General features: G+C 69.0%; 14 protein-coding genes. 11 read left to right on the top strand and 3 right to left on the bottom strand.

Annotation, left to right across the window (positions count from 1 at the left end):
- Positions 1–11: 11 nt before the first annotated feature.
- On the top strand, positions 12–791 hold the full coding sequence (locus AC6EUH_RS02580) for an enoyl-CoA hydratase/isomerase family protein (protein WP_056424766.1): 780 nt from the start codon (positions 12–14) through the stop codon (positions 789–791).
- A 9-nt stretch (positions 792–800) separates the two neighbouring features.
- Here the strand turns inward: AC6EUH_RS02580 and AC6EUH_RS02575 are convergent, their stop codons facing one another.
- On the bottom strand, positions 801–1265 hold the full coding sequence (locus AC6EUH_RS02575; RefSeq protein WP_056424769.1) for an Lrp/AsnC family transcriptional regulator: 465 nt from the start codon (positions 1263–1265) through the stop codon (positions 801–803).
- A 159-nt stretch (positions 1266–1424) separates the two neighbouring features.
- Between AC6EUH_RS02575 and pdhA the strand changes: the two genes are divergently transcribed.
- From pdhA to AC6EUH_RS02540, 7 genes are all read left to right on the top strand, one after another.
- Complete coding sequence (gene pdhA, locus AC6EUH_RS02570) at positions 1425–2600, top strand: pyruvate dehydrogenase (acetyl-transferring) E1 component subunit alpha (protein WP_499737708.1); 1176 nt, start codon at positions 1425–1427, stop codon at positions 2598–2600.
- Positions 2597–3709, top strand: a complete 1113-nt coding sequence (locus AC6EUH_RS02565) for an alpha-ketoacid dehydrogenase subunit beta (protein ID WP_056424772.1) — start codon at positions 2597–2599, stop codon at positions 3707–3709. The genes pdhA and AC6EUH_RS02565 overlap by 4 nt, the downstream gene beginning before the upstream one ends.
- A 2-nt stretch (positions 3710–3711) precedes the next feature.
- A complete protein-coding gene (locus AC6EUH_RS02560) occupies positions 3712–5283 on the top strand; it encodes a dihydrolipoamide acetyltransferase family protein (protein WP_499737707.1) in 1572 nt (523 codons plus the stop codon).
- Between the two features lie 135 nt (positions 5284–5418).
- Positions 5419–6234 (top strand): MBL fold metallo-hydrolase, encoded by an 816-nt coding sequence (locus tag AC6EUH_RS02555; protein WP_056424777.1) that lies wholly within the window; start codon positions 5419–5421, stop codon positions 6232–6234.
- A gap of 236 nt (positions 6235–6470) precedes the next feature.
- Positions 6471–7793, top strand: coding sequence for a MinD/ParA family ATP-binding protein (locus tag AC6EUH_RS02550; RefSeq protein WP_499737706.1), 1323 nt, complete (start codon positions 6471–6473; stop codon positions 7791–7793).
- Positions 7794–7872: 79 nt separating this feature from the next.
- Positions 7873–8607 (top strand): GAF and ANTAR domain-containing protein, encoded by a 735-nt coding sequence (locus tag AC6EUH_RS02545; protein WP_056424782.1) that lies wholly within the window; start codon positions 7873–7875, stop codon positions 8605–8607.
- Positions 8608–8643: 36 nt separating this feature from the next.
- A complete protein-coding gene (locus tag AC6EUH_RS02540; protein WP_499737705.1) occupies positions 8644–9861 on the top strand; it encodes an MFS transporter in 1218 nt (405 codons plus the stop codon).
- Positions 9862–9879: 18 nt separating this feature from the next.
- Here AC6EUH_RS02540 and AC6EUH_RS02535 read toward each other — a convergent pair whose 3' ends face one another.
- Both AC6EUH_RS02535 and AC6EUH_RS02530 read right to left on the bottom strand, forming a co-directional pair.
- Complete coding sequence (locus AC6EUH_RS02535; protein ID WP_499737704.1) at positions 9880–11088, bottom strand: aminotransferase class I/II-fold pyridoxal phosphate-dependent enzyme; 1209 nt, start codon at positions 11086–11088, stop codon at positions 9880–9882.
- Positions 11089–11204: 116 nt separating this feature from the next.
- On the bottom strand, positions 11205–12152 hold the full coding sequence (locus AC6EUH_RS02530; RefSeq protein WP_499737797.1) for a phosphatase PAP2 family protein: 948 nt from the start codon (positions 12150–12152) through the stop codon (positions 11205–11207).
- 99 nt (positions 12153–12251) lie between these two features.
- Here AC6EUH_RS02530 and AC6EUH_RS02525 point away from each other — a divergent pair, with 99 nt between their 5' ends.
- From AC6EUH_RS02525 to AC6EUH_RS02515, 3 genes are all read left to right on the top strand, one after another.
- The gene (locus AC6EUH_RS02525) at positions 12252–13592 is read left to right on the top strand and encodes a glycoside hydrolase family 32 protein (protein WP_499737703.1); all 1341 of its coding nucleotides are present in this window, start codon (positions 12252–12254) and stop codon (positions 13590–13592) included.
- Positions 13593–13688: 96 nt separating this feature from the next.
- The gene (locus AC6EUH_RS02520) at positions 13689–14747 is read left to right on the top strand and encodes an o-succinylbenzoate synthase (protein ID WP_499737702.1); all 1059 of its coding nucleotides are present in this window, start codon (positions 13689–13691) and stop codon (positions 14745–14747) included.
- A 134-nt stretch (positions 14748–14881) separates the two neighbouring features.
- Positions 14882–16966, top strand: coding sequence for a PhoX family protein (locus tag AC6EUH_RS02515; protein ID WP_056424797.1), 2085 nt, complete (start codon positions 14882–14884; stop codon positions 16964–16966).
- Positions 16967–17075: the final 109 nt, after the last annotated feature.

Here is a 17075-nt window from a genome sequence, read left to right as displayed (position 1 = left end):
CGAGGAGCCCCATGATTTCCCTCTCCATCGCCGACGGCATCGCCGAGATCGTCCTGGACGCCCCCTACAAACTCAACTCCCTGGACGAGCAGGCGCTCAGGGATTTGTCCCGGGCGTACGACGACGCCGCTGCCGCCGCCTCGCGCGGTGAGGTGCGGGCGCTGCTGCTCAGGGGAGAGGGCCGCGCTTTCTGCGCGGGACGGGACATCGCCGGGGTCACCCCGGAAACGGACGACGTCCAGGGCTACCTGGGCGGGCTCCTGCAGCCGCTGCTGAAGAAGATGACGGCCTTCCCGGCCCCCACATTCGCGGCGGCCCAGGGCGCCTGCCTGGGGGTGGGGCTGGGCCTGCTGCTGGCCACGGATGTGGTGTACGTGGCGGAAAACGCCAAGTTCGGGTCGCCCTTCGCAAACCTGGGTGCCACGCTCGATTCCGGCGGCCACTGGTACTTTACCGAGCGGCTCGGCATGCACCGGACGCTGGACCTGATCTACACGGCGGAGCTGATGACCGGCGCGGAAGCGGTGGCCCAGGGGATGTTCAGCCGGGCCATGCCGGCGGCCGACCTGCTGGAGAACACCCGCGCCATCGTGGCCAAGGCAGCCACCGGCGCCACGAGCGCGTTCAACGCGAGCAAGGAACTTGTGGCCCACATCCGGGACCAGCGGCTGGGCCTCTGGGAGTCCATGGAGGAGGAAAACGCCGAGCAGGCCCGTCTCTGCAAGACCGATGACTACTCGGAGGGGTTCCGGGCGTTCCAGGAGAAGCGGACGCCGGTTTTCAAGGGGTAAACGGCTCGGCTACCGGGTGTCCAGGTCCTCGAACACCAGGAACGTCTGGGTGTCCAGCACCCCGGGCATGGACTGCAGCTGGTCGAAGATCACCCGGCGCAGATCGACGTTGTCCACGGCGCGCACGAGCAGGATGACATCGAAGTCCCCGCCCACCAGGGCGATGTGGTGCACCTCCGGAATGGCCCGCAGCAGTTCCCGGAGCTCCCGCCAGGAATGCTGCCGGACCTTGAGGGTCACGTAGGCGGAGGACTTCAGGCCGGCCTTGATCGGATCCACCAGCGCCGTGAACTTGGTCAGGACGCCCTCGCCGGTCAGCCGGGAGATGCGCGTGTAGGCATGGGCGCGGGAGATGTGGACATTCTCCGCGACCTGCGTGACGGACATCCGGCCGTCCCTCGTGAGTTCCGCAATGATGTTCCGGTCCACGTCATCCAGCGGTACCGCCGACTGTTCCGCATCGGGCTCTGCCATTTGTCCACAACCCCCACCGGTAATCCAGCTCACACTTACAGTTTGTCTTCCAGAATAGGCCAATTTTCTGGACTTCTCCACGATTTAAGCTGGAGCTGGATACGAAACATCGTCCGGCGGCATACTGGGAGTGAATAGTGGCTACAGAAGGACGGACCAATGACGATCTCCGCAGAAGCGCCGGAAGACGCCGCCAGCGAGGCGGTACGCAAGTTCGGCATCACAGTCGAGGACTACATGCTGCCGGCACGGCACCAGATCCAGATGGTGGGACCGGACGGCACGCTGAACCCGCACACCGAGCAGGGCACCCAGCCGGGCCACGAGTACGCCCTCCCCGGCGACGAGGAACTGCTGGCCGCCTACGAGCAGCTGGTGGTCGGCCGCCGGGTCAATGACCAGAACTCCGCCCTGGTCCGGCAGGGCCGGATGGCCGTCTACCCGTCCAGCCACGGCCAGGAAGCCTGCCAGGTTGCCGCCGCCCTCTGCCTGTCCGACGGCGACTGGATGTTCCCCACCTACCGCGACTCCGTGGCCGTGATGGCCCGCGGCGTCGATCCCGTCCAGACCATGACGCTCTTCCGCGGCGACTGGCACGGCGGCTACGACCCCACCAAGCACAAGGTCGGCATCCAATCCACCCCGCTGACCACCCAGTTGCTGCACGGCGTCGGCGTGGCCCACGCGGCCAAGCTGCGCGGCGAGGACACCGTGGTCCTGGCCATGTGCGGCGACGGTGCCACAAGCGAAGGCGACTTCCACGAGGCACTGAACTTCGCGGCGGTCTTCCACCTGCCGGTGGTGTTCTTCGTCCAGAACAACCAGTACGCAATCTCCGTGCCGCTCGCGCACCAGTCCGTCGCGCCGTCGCTGGCGCACAAGGCCGTGGGCTACGGCATGGCTGGCGAACGCGTGGACGGCAACGACATCGTCGCCCTCCTGGCCGTGCTGGGCCGGGCCGTCCGGCTCGCCCGTGAAGGCTCCGGCCCGCTGCTCGTGGAAGCCCACACCTACCGCATGCAGGCCCACACCAACGCCGACGACGCCACCCGGTACCGCCAGGACAGTGAGGTGGCGCAGTGGGTGGCCAAGGATCCGCTGAGCCGGATGGAGACCTATTTGACGGACCGCGGACTGCTCGACGACGAGCGTGCCGCCGGGATCGCCGAGAAGGCCGAAGCCGTAGCCACCCAGCTCCGCGAAGGCCTGAGCGAGGAAGTCCCCGTGGAACCGCAGGATCTCTTCAAGTACGTCTTCTCCACCCCCACGCCCCAGCTAAAGGAACAGTCCGCCTTGCTTGCCGACGAACTCTCCCGGGAAGAGGCCGCAAAATGAGCCCCACCATCACCACCTCGTCCGAGGCGAACGGCAACGTCAGTGCCGCCACAGCCCGTGCCGCTGCGAAGGCGGCGGTTGTGGCCGAACAGGCCGGCCCGCAGACCATCACCCTGGCCAAGGCCCTGAACTCTGCCATGGCGGACGCCATGCACACGGATCCCTCGGTCCTGGTTTTCGGCGAGGACGTCGGCATGCTCGGCGGCGTCTTCCGGATCACCGACGGGCTCACCAAGACCTTCGGCAAGGACCGCTGCTTCGATACCCCGCTGGCCGAGTCCGGCATCGTCGGCATGGCGGTCGGCATGGCCATGAACGGCATGCGCCCGGTCATCGAAATGCAGTTCGACGCCTTCGCCTACCCGGCGTTCGAGCAGATCGTCAGCCACGTCGCCAAGATGCACAACCGCACCAAGGGCGCCGTCAAACTGCCCATGGTCATCCGGGTCCCCTACGCCGGCGGCATTGGGGGAGTGGAGCACCACTGCGATTCCTCCGAGGCCTACTACGCCCACACCGCCGGGCTCAAGGTGTTCACCCCGGCCACCGTCGCCGACGGCTACCGGATGCTCCGCGAGGCCATCGACTCCGATGACCCCGTGATGTTCATGGAGCCGAAAAAGCTCTACTGGTCCAAGGACCAGGTGGACCTGGACGCCCTCCGCGCCGAACACGCCGAGAACACCGCACGCGGCACGTCCTCCGAGGGCCGTGCCGCCGTCGCCCGCCCCGGCACCGACGCGACACTGATCGCCTACGGACCGTCCGTCCCGACGGCGCTTGCCGCCGCAGCAGCGGCCGCCGAGGAGGGACGCTCGCTCGAGGTGATCGACGTCCGCTCGATCGTGCCCTTCGACGACGAGACGGTCTGTGCCTCGGTCCGCAAGACCGGCCGCGCCGTGGTCATCGCCGAGGCTCACGGCTTCGCGTCCGTGTCCTCCGAGATCGTGGCCAGGGTCCAGGAACGCTGTTTCCACCACCTGGCTGCGCCGATCCGCCGTGTCACGGGCTTCGATGTCCCGTACCCGGCGCCCAAGCTCGAGCACTACTACCTGCCCGGCGTGGACCGCATCCTCGACGCCGTTGACGACCTCCAGTGGGAAGACTGACCATGAGCGAACCGAAAGTATTCCTCCTCCCGGACCTCGGCGAAGGCCTCACCGAAGCCGAGCTCGTTAACTGGCTCGTGGCCGTGGGCGACGAGATCCGCGTCGACCAGCCGATCGCCGAGGTCGAGACGGCCAAGTCCATGGTCGAAGTGCCCTCCCCGTATGCCGGCACCGTCGCCGTGCTGCACGGCGAGCCCGGCCAGACGCTCGACGTCGGGAAGCCGCTAATTTCGGTGACTCCTGTTGGTGGCGCCGCGTCCGGTGCAGTCGCCGCCACAGGCAATGCCGCCCCCGCCCCTTCGCCGGACAGCATTCGTCCTGCGGACGATGCTGCCGGCTCCGGAAGGCCCGATGCCACTCCCGGGGCGGCATTGCCTGCGTCGGCTGGTGCCGTTGCTGGCTCGCCGTCCGTTTCTGCTGCCGCTGTTGCGGCTGAGGTGTATCGCGAGGAGGAGAAGGCCGGTTCTGGCAACGTCCTGATCGGTTATGGGACTCCTGGCGGGCATGGGGCTGCTCGGCGGACTCGGGCTCCTAGGCGGGCTGCCGTGCCTGCCGTGGCTGAACCGGTGGCCCAGGTTTCTGCGGCTGAGAAGGCCGCCGATGACCTGGTGCTGATGCGGACCCGGGTTCCCGGGAAGTTGGGGGCTGTTATTTCTCCGCTTGTCCGGCGGATGGCGCGGGACCATGGGGTTGATTTGGGGGAACTCCAAGGTTCGGGGGCCAGCGGGCTCATCATGCGGCGCGACGTCGAGGCTGTCATCAAGCCCGCTGCGGGTGAGCGGCCGGCGGCGCCTGCGGAGACGCCGGCGGCACCTGCGGCTTCGGCTGCCGGCGACACCGATGCCCGCACCGGGCTGGGCGTTACCGGGCGGACGGCCGTCCGCGGCGTGCGGAAGGCCGTGGCGGCGAACATGACCCGCAGCCGTTCCGAGATTCCGGAAGCGACGGTCTGGGTGGATGTTGACGCCACCGCGCTGGTGGACATGCGGGCCGCGCTCAAGAAAGCGGATCCGCACCACACCCCGGGCCTGCTGGCGTTCATCGCGCGGTTCGTCACCGCCGGGCTGAAGAAGTTCCCGGAGCTGAACACCCGGATCGTGACCACCGAGGACACCGCCGGCGGAGCGTCGCAGGAAATTGTGGCGTTCGACGGCGTCAACCTCGGCTTCGCGGCCCAGACCGATCGCGGCCTGATGGTGCCGTCGGTGCGCAACGCGGACAAACTCAGCGCCCGCGAACTGGACGCCGAGATCCGCCGGCTCACCGCCGTCGTGCGCGACGGCAAGGCGACCCCGGCGGAACTGGGCAGCGGCACGTTCACGCTGAACAACTACGGGGTCTTCGGGGTGGACGGTTCCGCCGCGATCATCAACCACCCCGAGGTGGGAATCCTCGGTGTGGGGCGCATTATCGACAAACCCTGGGTGGTCAACGGCGAACTCGCCGTGCGTAAGGTCACCGAGCTGACCCTCACCTTCGACCACCGTGTCTGCGACGGCGGAACCGCCGGCGGCTTCCTGCGCTACGTGGCCGACGCGATCGAGAACCCGGGCTCGGTGCTCGCGGACCTGTAGCCGGGCACGGACGCGCGGGCGGATAGACCGCCCGCGCGGTCCGGCTTCCAGCTTCCGGCCAGCTCCGGTGGGTACAATCGAGGGCAGAAACATCGCACCAACGACGCCGGATCAACGCCGGAATACGGAGATTTAATGTCACGATGGCTCGAGGTTGGCCCGGACAACTACGTCCTGACCACCCAAGGTTCCCTGCTCAACACCGGCCTGGTTGTCGGCTCCGAACGCGCACTGGTGATCGACACCGGCAGCGGACCCCGGCAGGGACGCGAGATCCTGGACGCCGTGCGGGAAAAGACGCAGCTGCCGCTGGTCGTCGTCAACACCCACGCCCACTACGACCACTTCTTCGGCAACGCGGTGTTCGCCGACGCCGGAGTGACCGAGTTCTGGGCGCACGAGAACTGCGCCGCCGAGATTGACGAGAACGGCGACAGCCAGCGCCCCGCCGTCGCGGCCGATGAGCCGGAAATGGCGGCCGGCGAGGGAGACAACACCGAACTCGTGGTCCCGAACGCCATCGTGAAAGACCAGCCGGTCCTCGTGGACCTCGGCGGCCAGACCGTCACCTTCTTCTACCTCGGCCACGGACACACCGACGGCGACCTCCTCGTGGGAACGGCCACCACCCTCTACGCCGGGGACCTGGTGGAGCAGGGCTCACACCCGTCCTTTGAGGATTCCTACCCCGAAGAGTGGGCAGACGTCCTCCGGCACGTCTCCGCATTGCGGCACCGCTACGAATTCCTGGTTCCGGGCCACGGGGAGCCGTGCAGCGACCAGTTCGTGAAGACCATGGCCAACACCATGACGACGGCGGTGCGGCAGGCGACCCAAGCCACCCGGGAAACCCCGGACGACGCCACCAAGGCCGTCCCGATCCTGCCGTACGGCCCGGAGCAGTCCCGCTGGTTCATCAGGCGCCTGCAGGAGACCCGCGCACACCACTGAGTCCGCGGCTTGGGGGCGCCGATGGTAAGGGTACGCACGACTGCCCCTAGAATTGCAGTTTGGACCAAATCAAACGAGCACCGCAGCCGCCTGCGCTGTGAGTCCCAGGGGGGACCAATATGCCCGATCCGGTGGACAACAACACAGTTAACGCTGCCGCAGAGGCAGAGCAACCCGAACTCCGGCGCCGGCGTGACCGCCGCCGGGGTGAGGACTCCGACGCCCGGACAGGAACCATGCCGATCACACCCTCCGACGCCGTCGACACCCAGGCGGCGCGTCCGCCGCGCCGCAATTCCTGGGCCGAGGCCGCTGAAGCAGCCGACGAACGAAACGCCGCGACCGGCGCCGTCCCGCTGATCCGGCAGGTCCCTGCCGCACCGCAGCCGCCGGCCACCCCGCCGGCGTCGGCCACGCAGGGCGCCGGCCCGGCGGCCGGCGTGGACGTGCAGACGTCCGACGAGGAGGCGCTCGAGGACTCCGAGACGGAGTCGGCCGCCTTCGAAATGGCCGCGCCCCTGTCGCGCCGTTCGGCTGTGCCGGCGGCGCCCGGCGGCGCCCCCGCCGTGCCTGCCCCGCCGGCGCGGGCCACCCGCTCCGCCAGCCGGGCCGCGGCCCTGACCGCCCCGGCCCCCGATTTCATCAGCTCCCCGGGTCTGTTCGTCCGCGAGCAGAAGCCCCGGCCTGTCGGAGGCTTCCGGGGAGCCCTCTACTCCCTGACCGGCGGCGGACTGAACCTGGGTCCCAGCGCCCGGCAGCGTGAAGAGGACGAGCTGGCGCGGCGCATTTCCCGCCAGCTCCAGGGAAGCTACAACACCGCCGTCCTGAGCCTCAAGGGCGGCATCGGCAAGACCTCCACGACGGTGGGCGTCGGCCTGACCCTGGCGGAGTTCCGCGGTGACCCGCCGTGCGCCATCGACGCGAACCCGGATTCCGGCGACCTCGTCGAGCGGGCCCTCGGCGAGGGCATCTACCAGCAGCAGAGCCCCCGCACCATCACGGACCTGCTGAAGAACATCGAATCCATCGATTCCCTCACCGCGCTGGCCCGGTACATGCACCACGCCGGCCGCCTGCACCTGATCGCCGGCGAACAGGATCCCGAGGTCTCCGATTCGCTGACCGCCGAGGAATACCTGCGGATCCGCAAGCTCATCTCCGGCTACTATTCGGTGGCCCTGACCGACTGCGGCACCGGCGTCACGCACAACGCCATGAAGGGCATCCTGCAGTCCGCGGACAACCTGATTATCGCGGCGGGCTACGCGGTTAGCGGTGCCAAGCGCGCCCGCAGCACCCTGCACTGGCTGGCCAGCCATGGCTACGAGGAACTCGCCCGGAACGCCGTTGTGGTCATCACGGACAAGGACGAGGTGTCCTCACGCGTGGACAAGGACGCGATCGAGGACCACCTGTCCGGCATCTGCCGCCAGCTGATCGCCGTGCCGCACGACCGCGGCGTGGCCGACGGCGACCTGGTCACCCTCGATGTCCTCCGCCCGGAAACCCGGCGGGCCTACCGCGAGATCGCCGCCGCAATCGTGGACGGCTACGTCTAGGCACTTGGGTTTGCGGCCACGACCGGTAACGACACGGGGCGAAGTTGTGCCGGGCGGGGGTCCGCCCTACATTTTAGGGATGATCAACAACGCCGGGGACGAAGCCGCCCTGCAGCTGCAGGACCTCCTGATGGGAACGGAGAACGTCGAGGACTTCCTCGGCCGCCTCGCTGAATTTTCCGCGGCCACACTCAGCCACGCCGCCGGCGCCGAGATCGAATGCGGCGTCACCCTGCAGCGCCGGAAAAAGACCATGACCGTTGCGGGGAGCAGCCCCAGGGCCGTCATCCTGGACCGCATCGAGCAAAGCCTCGGCGACGGCCCCTGCATCGAAGCCCTGCGGACCCGGTCTGTGGTGCTGCTCGCCGACGTCGATACCGATCCGCGCTGGCCGGACTACCAGGTGCAGCTCGCCGCACAGGGCGTCCGCAGCACCCTCGGCGTGCCGCTGGAAATCGGCGAGGACGCCATCGCCGCCCTGAACTTCTTCGGCTCCGACACCGGGCTGTTCACCGAGGACATTATTGCCAACGCCTCCGGCTTTGCCGACCTCGCCGGCCGTTCCCTCCGCCTGGCGGTCCGGATCGGCACCGCGCAGTCCCGCGCCGAGGATCTGCAGGCCGCCATGGAACACCGCACCTCCATTGATCTTGCCTGCGGCGTGGTGATGGCCCAGAACCGCTGTTCCCAGGAGGAAGCCATGAGCATCCTCAGCCGCGTTTCCAGCAACCGGAACCAGAAGCTCCGGGACGTCGCGGCTGAGGTTCTCCGGAACCTCACTGCGGACGAAGTCCGCACGCACTTCGACGCCTGACCGCCCCGGCACGCCGTCCGCCCTAGGATGAAGGGGATGACCACCACCAGCCACGCCGCCCCCTTCACCCTCCGCAGCATCGCCGTCCCCGCCTTCGGCCCGGCGCTGCTGTTCAGCATCGGCGAGGGCGCCATCCTGCCCGTGGTGGCACTGTCGGCCCGCGACCTCGGCGCCTCGGTGGCCGTCGCCGCGCTGATCGTCACCCTCATTGGCCTCGGCTCCTGGTTCTTCAACCTGCCCGCCTCACTCATCACCCTGAAGTTCGGCGAACGCTGGGCCATGGTGGGCGCGGCGGTTGGGAGCGCCGTCGCCCTGGCCGCCGCGGCGCTGTCCCCGCTGCTGTCCGGCGGACTCTGGCTGCTGGCGGCGGCCATGGTTGTTGTCGGCATGGCCGCCAGCGTCTTCAGCCTGGCCAGGCAGAAATACCTGACCGAGGCGGTACCGGTGATCATCAGGGCCCGGGCGCTGTCCACGCTCGGCGGCGTCAACCGGATCGGCATCTTCATCGGACCGTTCATCGGCGCCGCCGTGATGCAGTTCTCCGGAATCACCGGCGCCTACTGGGTGGGTGTCGTGGCCATGGCCGCGGCCGCCGTCTTGTCCATCACCATCCCGGACTTCGTAGCCAAGCCCGCCGCGCACGACGGCGTCCCGGTCCAGCAGGCAACGCTGCGCGGCGTCGCCGTCTCCCATGCCGGGGTCTTCCTGACTGTGGGCGTCGGCGTGCTGCTGCTCAGCGCACTGCGTGCGTCCCGGCAGGTGGTCATCCCGCTGTGGGCCGAGCACCTCGGGATGGACGCGACACAGGCGTCGCTGATCTACGGGCTGTCCGGCGCCATCGACATGCTGGTCTTCTATCCGGCCGGCAAACTGATGGACCGCAAGGGCCGGCTGTGGGTGGCCATCCCGTCGACCCTCATCATGGGCACGGCCATGCTGCTGATCCCGCTCAGCACCGGCTTCGCGGGCCTGTTGCTCGCGTCACTCCTGATCGGCTTCGGCAACGGCATCAGTTCAGGCCTGAACATGACGCTGGGAGCCGACTTCTCACCCGACAACGGCCGGGGCCAGTTCCTGGGCATCTGGCGGTTCATGGCCGACGCCGGGGCCACCGGCGGCCCGGTGCTGCTTTCAGGCGTGACCGCCGTGGCCTCGCTCGGAGCCGGAGTGGCCGCCACCGGAGTGCTCGGCTTCGCTGCCGCCGCGGTCTTCGCCGTCACCATCCCCAAGCTGAAGCACCGGCGAAACTACTGACGGGCCGTCCCGCCGAAACTACTGACGGGCCGTCCCGCCGAAACGCTGGATCGCCGCGGCAAAGACCGGCAGGGCGCGTTGGATCATGTCCTCTGACGCGGTAAGCGAGATCCGGAAATAGCCCGGGGTCTCGAACAAGGTCCCCGGCAGGACAAAGACATCCTGGTCCGCGAGGGCAGCGGTGAACTGCTCGTCGTCGTCCGCGGGGGTGCGGACGAAGAGGTAGAACCCCCCGTCCGGCCGGGTGACCTGGTATCCCATCCCGGCCAGCGCGTCGACCATCAGGTCGCGTTTGCGCTGCAGCTCGGCGACGTCGATCGAGAACTGTTCCAGCCGCGGCAGCGCGTACTGCAGCAGGGCATTGGGGTAAATCCAGCCCATCGCCATCTGCAAGGCGGTGAGCGCTTCCCGGAGCGGGCCGCGGTCCGGCATGGTGGGCGGCAGCGCGAGGTAACCGATCCGCTGCCCGGGCGCCAGATGGGTCTTGCCATAGGAGTAGGAAAGAAGCGTGTACGGATAGTATTCGGCGGGGCTGTGGAACCGGGCGCCGTCGTAGACTATGCGGTTGTACGGCTCGTCGGAGAGCAGGTAGACCCGCCGCCCGTTGCTGCGCGAGGCCCCTTCCAGCATGTCCGCCAGGTCCTTCAGGAGCGAGGGCGGATAGATCCTGCCGGTCGGGTTGTTGGGCGTGTTGACGATCACCACCCGGGTCCGCGGCGTAATGGCCGCCCCCAGCGCCGCCAGATCGAAGTCGAACGTCTCGGCGTCGCAGCGGATCTTCACGGGCACCAGCCCGGCCTCGATCGCCAGCGGTTCGTAGAAAAACCAGGGCGGCAGGGTGAAGATGACTTCATCCCCGGGGTCGGCGACGGCCTTCAGCGCCAGCGGAATCGCGGTGAAGCCGCCCGTCGTGAGGTGGATGTCCGCCGGCTCGAAGGGCAGCCCCAGCAGCCGCTGCAGGGATGCCGCCGCCGCGGCCTGCGCCTCCGGCTCGTTCGTCTTGTAGGCAAACCACCGCTCATTGCGGGGCGTCAGCGCTTCCGCCAGGGCTTCGACATAGGCGGGCGGCGGCATCTCATGGGGATTGCCGAGGGCGAAGTCGCAGATCCCCGGCGCATGCTGGCGCCGGGCGTAGACGGAGTCGCGGAGGAACGTGTTGATCCGCTGTTGCGACGGTACGGACGCGAGGGTGGTGGCGCGCCGTGAAACCGGAGAATCAGTGCTCATGGCAGTTCCTCGAGACGTGGCAGCTGACCGTGTGGACGGCCGGGCCAACGCGCTGCCGAGCCAGTGGCTGTGCGGGACTAATTCTGGCCCCCGGCGGGCCGGATGTAAACGGCCGGTCAGCGCCGGGGCGGGTTCCGCCGTCGTGCCGCATAGCCGAACAGCCATACGCCGGCGGCCGTGGCGAAGTAGCCCGCCATAGCAATGAGCGAGGTCCCGGCCCAGAAATAGTGCGTGCTGCTGCCGCTGTTGTTCTGGCCTTGCCAGGCCGCAGCGCCCAGCAGGGAGAAGGCAGCGACGGCGGCCGCGGCGAGTCCCGCCAGCAGTGGCAGCGCCAGCCACAAGCGGGAAGAGGCCCAGTGCTCTCCGTAGCCGTCCCAGACGTTCCAGCGCGGTCCCGTGCGGATGATCAGCCAGCCTGCCGGGAGCATAAAGACCGCCACCACGAGGAAGGCCGCGACCACGTCCGCGGGCCGGTGCCACTGGTTGATCAGAGTGGACAGCCCCGTGGCGACGGCGAAACTGCCGCCCAGGAACCCGGCCAGCGGACGCCAGCGCGGGGTCGCCATGAGGAACACCGCTGCCGCGGCTGACGCGGCCAGGGTGGTATGTCCGGACGGCAGCGAATTCAGTTCCAGGGTTTCGATCCCGCGGTAGGGCCGGACGGGAACGATGTCCTTCAGGATCTGGGTGGCCACGTTGGCGCCCACGCAGGCTGTCACAGCGATCCCCGCCGCCGCCCAGCGCCGCCGCATCACGGTCACAAAAAGGACCACAACCGTGGCGAGCAGCAGGGACAGCGCCGGCAGCCAGTCCAGGAGCTTGTTGGCGGCCTTTCCGGCGGCCCCGTGGATTTCGACTGCTTCCACGAGCGCGGATTCGTCGATGAACTGGCCCGTCGTGGTGCGGACAAAGAAGTAGTAGGTCGCGGCAAGTGCGGCCATGCTGACGAGGGTGGCCAACAGGAAGAGGACGCCGGCGCCCCTGCCCTGGCGGCCGGCGTTGCTTGCGGGCGTGCCCGGGGCGCGCGGGGACGGCGGCTGCGGGTAGTCCGAGGCCGCGTGCATGCTGTGGTCCTGCCGAAAACTCATCCGTATCAGGTTCCCACAGAACTCTGCGAACTTTCTGAGGGCTCCTGCTGCCCGCGCGCGGGTAGTGTTTTGGCCATGGACACCGCGGCGCAGCATCCGGACCCGGCCTTTCCCCACTTCCATCCGAGGCCCGCGAAAGGCTGGATCAACGATCCGAACGGCCTGTGCTACACCGACGGCCGCTTTCACGTGTTCTTCCAGTACAACCCCGCTTCGGCCCGGCACCAGCGCATCTGCTGGGGACACCTGAGCTCCCCGGACCTGGTCCGCTGGGACGAGGAACCGGTGGCGCTCCGGCCACAGCCCGGCGGACCGGACGCGCTGGGGTGCTGGTCGGGTGTGGTGACCCACGACGACGGCGTCCCCACCGCCGTGTACTCCGGCGTGGACACCGAGGGAAGCCATTCGCGTGTGGTCCTGGCCCGGGCGGACGCGGCACTCCGCTCCTGGACGCAGGAGGGCCACGTCGCGGCGGAGATTCCACCGGACCCGCAGGTCACCGCCGTCCGCGATCCCTTTCTGTTCCACTTTCAGGGCCGCCGCTTCGCCCTCCAGGGCGCCGGGCTGACGTCCGGCCACGCGGCCGTGCTGCTCTACAGCGCCGATGACGTCCGGCGGTGGACGTACGAGGGGATCTGGTTCAGCACGGAGGACCACCTCGCCGCCCGGCATCTGCCCGCGGAGATCTGGGAGTGCCCGCAGCTTGTCCGGGTCCCGGACTCGTCCGGGGCGGAAACCTGGCTCCTGATGGCCTCATTGTGGCTCGCGGCAGACCACCACGACCACCCGAACGGCGTCGGCTACCTCCTCGGCTCGCTGGCACCCAACGGAGCAGGGCTGCCCGTGTTCACGCCCGCGGCGGGAGGCAAAGCGGATCTGGGACCGGCGTTCTACGCCCCGCAGATCCTCGCCCTCGACGACCGGGCGCTGCTCTGGGGCTGGTCCGCTGAACTGGAGGACGGTGAGGGGAGCCCCGGGCGCAGCCCGGAAGAGATCGACGACGCCGGCTGGGCCGGGATCCTGACGTTCCCCCGCCAGCTCTCGGTCCACGGCGGCGTCCTCGCCGTCGAACCCGCGGCCGAACTTCGTGCCTACCGCGGCGCCCGGCTGCACCGCGGGGCCGCCGGCACCCTGGCGGTGCCGCCTGAAGCGGAAATCCGGGTGAGCGGCGGAGAAGGCACCCTCCGGCTCGTCCTCAATTCCGCGGGGCAGCGACGGACCGTATTCGCCGACGCGGTGGCGGGCGGCGACGAGCTCAGGATCTTTATTGATGCCTCCATCGTGGAGGTGTACCGCCACGGTTCGGTGCCCACCACACTGCGTGCCTACCCGGGCCCCGGCGAGGACTGGCAGCTGGAACTGCCGCAGGGCGCAGCGGCGGACGTCTGGGAGCTCCGGCACCCGGGGCGTTCCTAGCGTCCGGATGCCCGCGGTGGGCGGGTGGTCCGGGTTGGCCCGGTGCTGCGTGCCGGGGCCCGCGGCCCGGCACGCAGCACCGGTACAGTGAATCCCATGCCCACCCACTCGGCCCCGCCGTCGCCGGATGCTCCCGGAAACCATGCCCCGTTGTCCGCCGGACCGCTGCCCGGACTCGAGGAACTCCTCGCCGTCGCGCATGTGGTGAGCCTGCCCATGCGGGTGAAGTTCCGGGGCATCCTCCAACGCGAAGCCCTGCTGCTGGAAGGCCCGCTCGGCTGGGGCGAGTTTTGCCCCTTCCCGGAATACGGCGATCAGGAAGCCTCCCGGTGGCTCGCCGCCGCCGTCGAAGCCGGCTGGCAAGGCTTCCCGACCCCGCTTCGGGGCAGCATCCCTGTCAACGCCACGGTCCCCGCCATCGGCGCGGTCAGGGTCCCGGACATTCTGGCCCGCTTCGGGCGGGTGGACGCCGTCAAAATCAAGGTGGCCGAGCCCGGGCAGAGCCTGGACGACGACGTGGCCCGCGTCGCCGCCGTCCGCGCCGCGCTGCCGGACGCCGCGATCCGGGTCGACGCGAACGGCGGCTGGGACGTGCCGACCGCCGTCGCGGCACTCACCAGGCTGGCCGACGTCGGACTGGAATACGCCGAACAGCCGGTCCCCGACATCGCCGGCCTCGCCGAGGTGCGCCGCCGGCTGCGGGCTGCCGGCGTCCCTGTGCTGATTGCCGCGGATGAGAGCGTGCGCAAGGAGGACGATCCGCTCAGAGTGGCCCGCTCCGGCGCCGCGGACCTGATCGTGGTCAAAGTGGCGCCGCTCGGGGGCGTGCGCCGCGCGCTGGACATCGTGGCGCAGGCCGGGCTCCCCGCCGTGGTCAGCTCGGCCCTGGACACGTCCGTGGGAATCCGCGCCGGGCTGGCGCTCGCCGCCGCCCTGCCCGAACTTCCGTACGCCTGCGGGCTGGGCACCGTGTCCCTGCTCGCCGCCGATGTCACCCGGGATTCCCTCGTTCCCGACGACGGCGCCATCCGCCTCCGCGGCGTCACCGCCGATCCGGGCCTGCTGGCGGAGTACGCCGCCGCGCCGGAGCGGAGGGACTGGTGGCTGGACCGTCTGCGCCGCGTCCACGCGGTGCTCGCCTCCCCCGCCCGCTGAGACGCCACGCCTGCTGAGATGCTCCTTCACGTCTGGCGGGAGTTCACCCGGACTTCATCCGGAAGACTCCTGCGCGTTGGACACGGCTGGAACGGTGGGGAGGCCCGCAACCCACCCCCGTGGAAGGTCTCTCCATGTCTGTCTCCTCCGGACGCAAGTTCTCCCTGCTCCCCATGCTCGGCCACACCAAAGGCAAGCGGAGCCCCGTCACCTGCGCACTCAAGTGCGACAACGCCTGCTCGGGCGAGGTCTGCAACACCAGTTCGAACAGCTACTTCCGGGACATCGCGTCCGCCACGATGTCGCGCCGCGCGGCCTTGGGCTTCGGCGCGGCCGGGGCGCTCGCCGTCGCATTCGGAGGGGCCGTGACGTCGGCGGAGTCCGCCGCGGCCGACGGCGGCCCCGGCCTGTCCGCGGCAGCCAAGAACGGCTTCGGCGCGTCCAAGCTCCGGTTCGCCGCCATCGCCCCGGTGGACGCCGCCGTCGACGCCTTCACCGTTCCGGAAGGCTTCACCTGGCAGCCCGTGATCCGCTGGGGCGACCCCATCTTCAACGATGCCCCGGACTTCGACCTCGGCAACCAGAGCGCTGCCGCGCAGGCCCGGCAGTTCGGCTACAACAACGACTACACCGACATCCTCGAGCTCCCCGGCAGCAAGGGCCGCCGCGCGGTGCTGTTCACCAACCACGAATACACGAACGAGACCATCATGTTCCCGGCTTCGCTGCCCGCCGCGGATGTCCGGGCGATCGGCGCCGCGGCCCACGGGCTCTCCGTGGTGGAGCTGGAACGCAAGAACAAGAACAAGCCCTGGAGCTACATCAAGGGTGCCAAGCTCAACCGCCGCTACCTGAACAACACGGCCTATGAGCTCACCGGCCCGGTGGCCGGCTCCCCGCTGGTCCGCACCAAGGCGGACCCGGCGGGCCGCACCATCCTCGGCACGCTGGGCAACTGCTCCGGCGGCACCACCCCCTGGGGCACCATCCTTTCCGGCGAGGAAAACTTCAACGGGTACTTCGTCGCGCCCGGCACCTCCGCCGAAGACAAGCGCTACGGACTCACCAACAAGCCCACGGCCCGGCAGTGGGAACTGGACGATCCGCGGTTTGATACCCGCACCGCGGGCTACGAAAACGAGGCCAACCGCTTCGGCTGGATCGTGGAGGTCGACCCTTTCGACCCGACGTCGACGCCGAAGAAGCACTCCTCGCTGGGCCGTTTCAAGCACGAGGGCGCCAACGTGATCGTGGCCGAATCCGGGCATGTCGTGGCCTACTCGGGCGACGACGAGCGCTTCGACTACCTTTACAAGTTCGTCTCCGCCGGCAAGTACCGCGAAGGCGACCGCAAGCACAACATGACGCTGCTCTCGGCCGGGGACCTGTACGTAGCCCGGTTCGCCGGCAATTCCCCGGCGTCCGAGATCACCGGCACCGGCACGGTCCCGTCCGACGGCGGATTCGACGGCACCGGCGAATGGCTGCCCCTCGTCGTCGGCGGGAAGTCCTGTGTGACCGGGATGTCCGTCGAGGAAGTGCTCGTGTACACCCGCGTGGCTGCCGACAAGGTCGGCCCCACCAAGATGGACCGCTGCGAGGACGTGCAGCCCAGCCTGCACACCGGCAAGGTCTACGTCGCCTGCACCAACAACTCGGACCGCGGCAAGATCGGCAAGGAAAGCGCCACCGAGGTCAACCCCCGCAACGAAAACCGCGACGGACACATCGTGGAAATCACCGAGACCGGCGACCAGACTTCCACGGCGTTCACCTGGAACCTGCTGATGGTCTGCGGCGATCCCGCGCAGGGCGATGTCACCTACTTCTCCGGCTACCCGGTGGACAAGGTCTCGCCGATTTCCTGCCCGGACAACCTCGCGTTCGACTCGGTCGGCAACCTCTGGATCTCCACCGACGGCGCCCCCTCCGGAATCGGCAAGGCCGACGGGCTGTTCAAGGTCACCCTCGACGGCGCCGAACGCGGACGCGTCGAACAGTTCCTCGCCGTCCCGCGCGACGGGGAGACCTGCGGGCCCATCATCCACGACCAGGAACGCACCGTCTTCGTCTCCGTGCAGCACCCGGGCGAGGACGGCACCTTCGATGCACAGCTGTCCTTCTTCCCGGACTACGTTCCGGCCGGGGCGACGCCGGCGCGTGGCCAGGCGCGCGCCCCGCGCCCGTCGGTGGTCCAGGTCTTCCGCACCGACGACTAGCTCCTTCCTGACGCTCCCGCACTTTTCGGGACTTGTTGGGTGACGCTCCCTCACTTCCTCTTGCTTGACGGACAGGAAGTGGGGGAGCGTTCCTCTTGTAGCGGCAAGA

The organism is Arthrobacter sp. 001422645 (genome assembly GCF_059816125.1).
The sequence above is the reverse complement of the archived record's forward strand: the minus strand, read 5'-3'. Positions and strand labels throughout refer to the sequence as shown.

Bases quoted from the DNA above. Each gene is read 5' to 3' on its own strand.
- AC6EUH_RS02565 (WP_056424772.1), top strand. From the start codon at position 2,597: ATGAGCCCCACCATCACCACCTCGTCCGAGGCGAACGGCAACGTCAGT.
- AC6EUH_RS02580 (WP_056424766.1), top strand. From the start codon at position 12: ATGATTTCCCTCTCCATCGCCGACGGCATCGCCGAGATCGTCCTGGAC.
- AC6EUH_RS02575 (WP_056424769.1), bottom strand. From the start codon at position 1,265: ATGGCAGAGCCCGATGCGGAACAGTCGGCGGTACCGCTGGATGACGTG.
- AC6EUH_RS02555 (WP_056424777.1), top strand. From the start codon at position 5,419: ATGTCACGATGGCTCGAGGTTGGCCCGGACAACTACGTCCTGACCACC.
- AC6EUH_RS02530 (WP_499737797.1), bottom strand. From the start codon at position 12,152: ATGCACGCGGCCTCGGACTACCCGCAGCCGCCGTCCCCGCGCGCCCCG.
- AC6EUH_RS02525 (WP_499737703.1), top strand. From the start codon at position 12,252: ATGGACACCGCGGCGCAGCATCCGGACCCGGCCTTTCCCCACTTCCAT.
- AC6EUH_RS02550 (WP_499737706.1), top strand. From the start codon at position 6,471: ATGCCGATCACACCCTCCGACGCCGTCGACACCCAGGCGGCGCGTCCG.
- AC6EUH_RS02520 (WP_499737702.1), top strand. From the start codon at position 13,689: ATGCCCACCCACTCGGCCCCGCCGTCGCCGGATGCTCCCGGAAACCAT.
- AC6EUH_RS02545 (WP_056424782.1), top strand. From the start codon at position 7,873: ATGATCAACAACGCCGGGGACGAAGCCGCCCTGCAGCTGCAGGACCTC.
- pdhA (WP_499737708.1), top strand. From the start codon at position 1,425: ATGACGATCTCCGCAGAAGCGCCGGAAGACGCCGCCAGCGAGGCGGTA.
- AC6EUH_RS02560 (WP_499737707.1), top strand. From the start codon at position 3,712: ATGAGCGAACCGAAAGTATTCCTCCTCCCGGACCTCGGCGAAGGCCTC.
- AC6EUH_RS02540 (WP_499737705.1), top strand. From the start codon at position 8,644: ATGACCACCACCAGCCACGCCGCCCCCTTCACCCTCCGCAGCATCGCC.
- AC6EUH_RS02515 (WP_056424797.1), top strand. From the start codon at position 14,882: ATGTCTGTCTCCTCCGGACGCAAGTTCTCCCTGCTCCCCATGCTCGGC.
- AC6EUH_RS02535 (WP_499737704.1), bottom strand. From the start codon at position 11,088: ATGAGCACTGATTCTCCGGTTTCACGGCGCGCCACCACCCTCGCGTCC.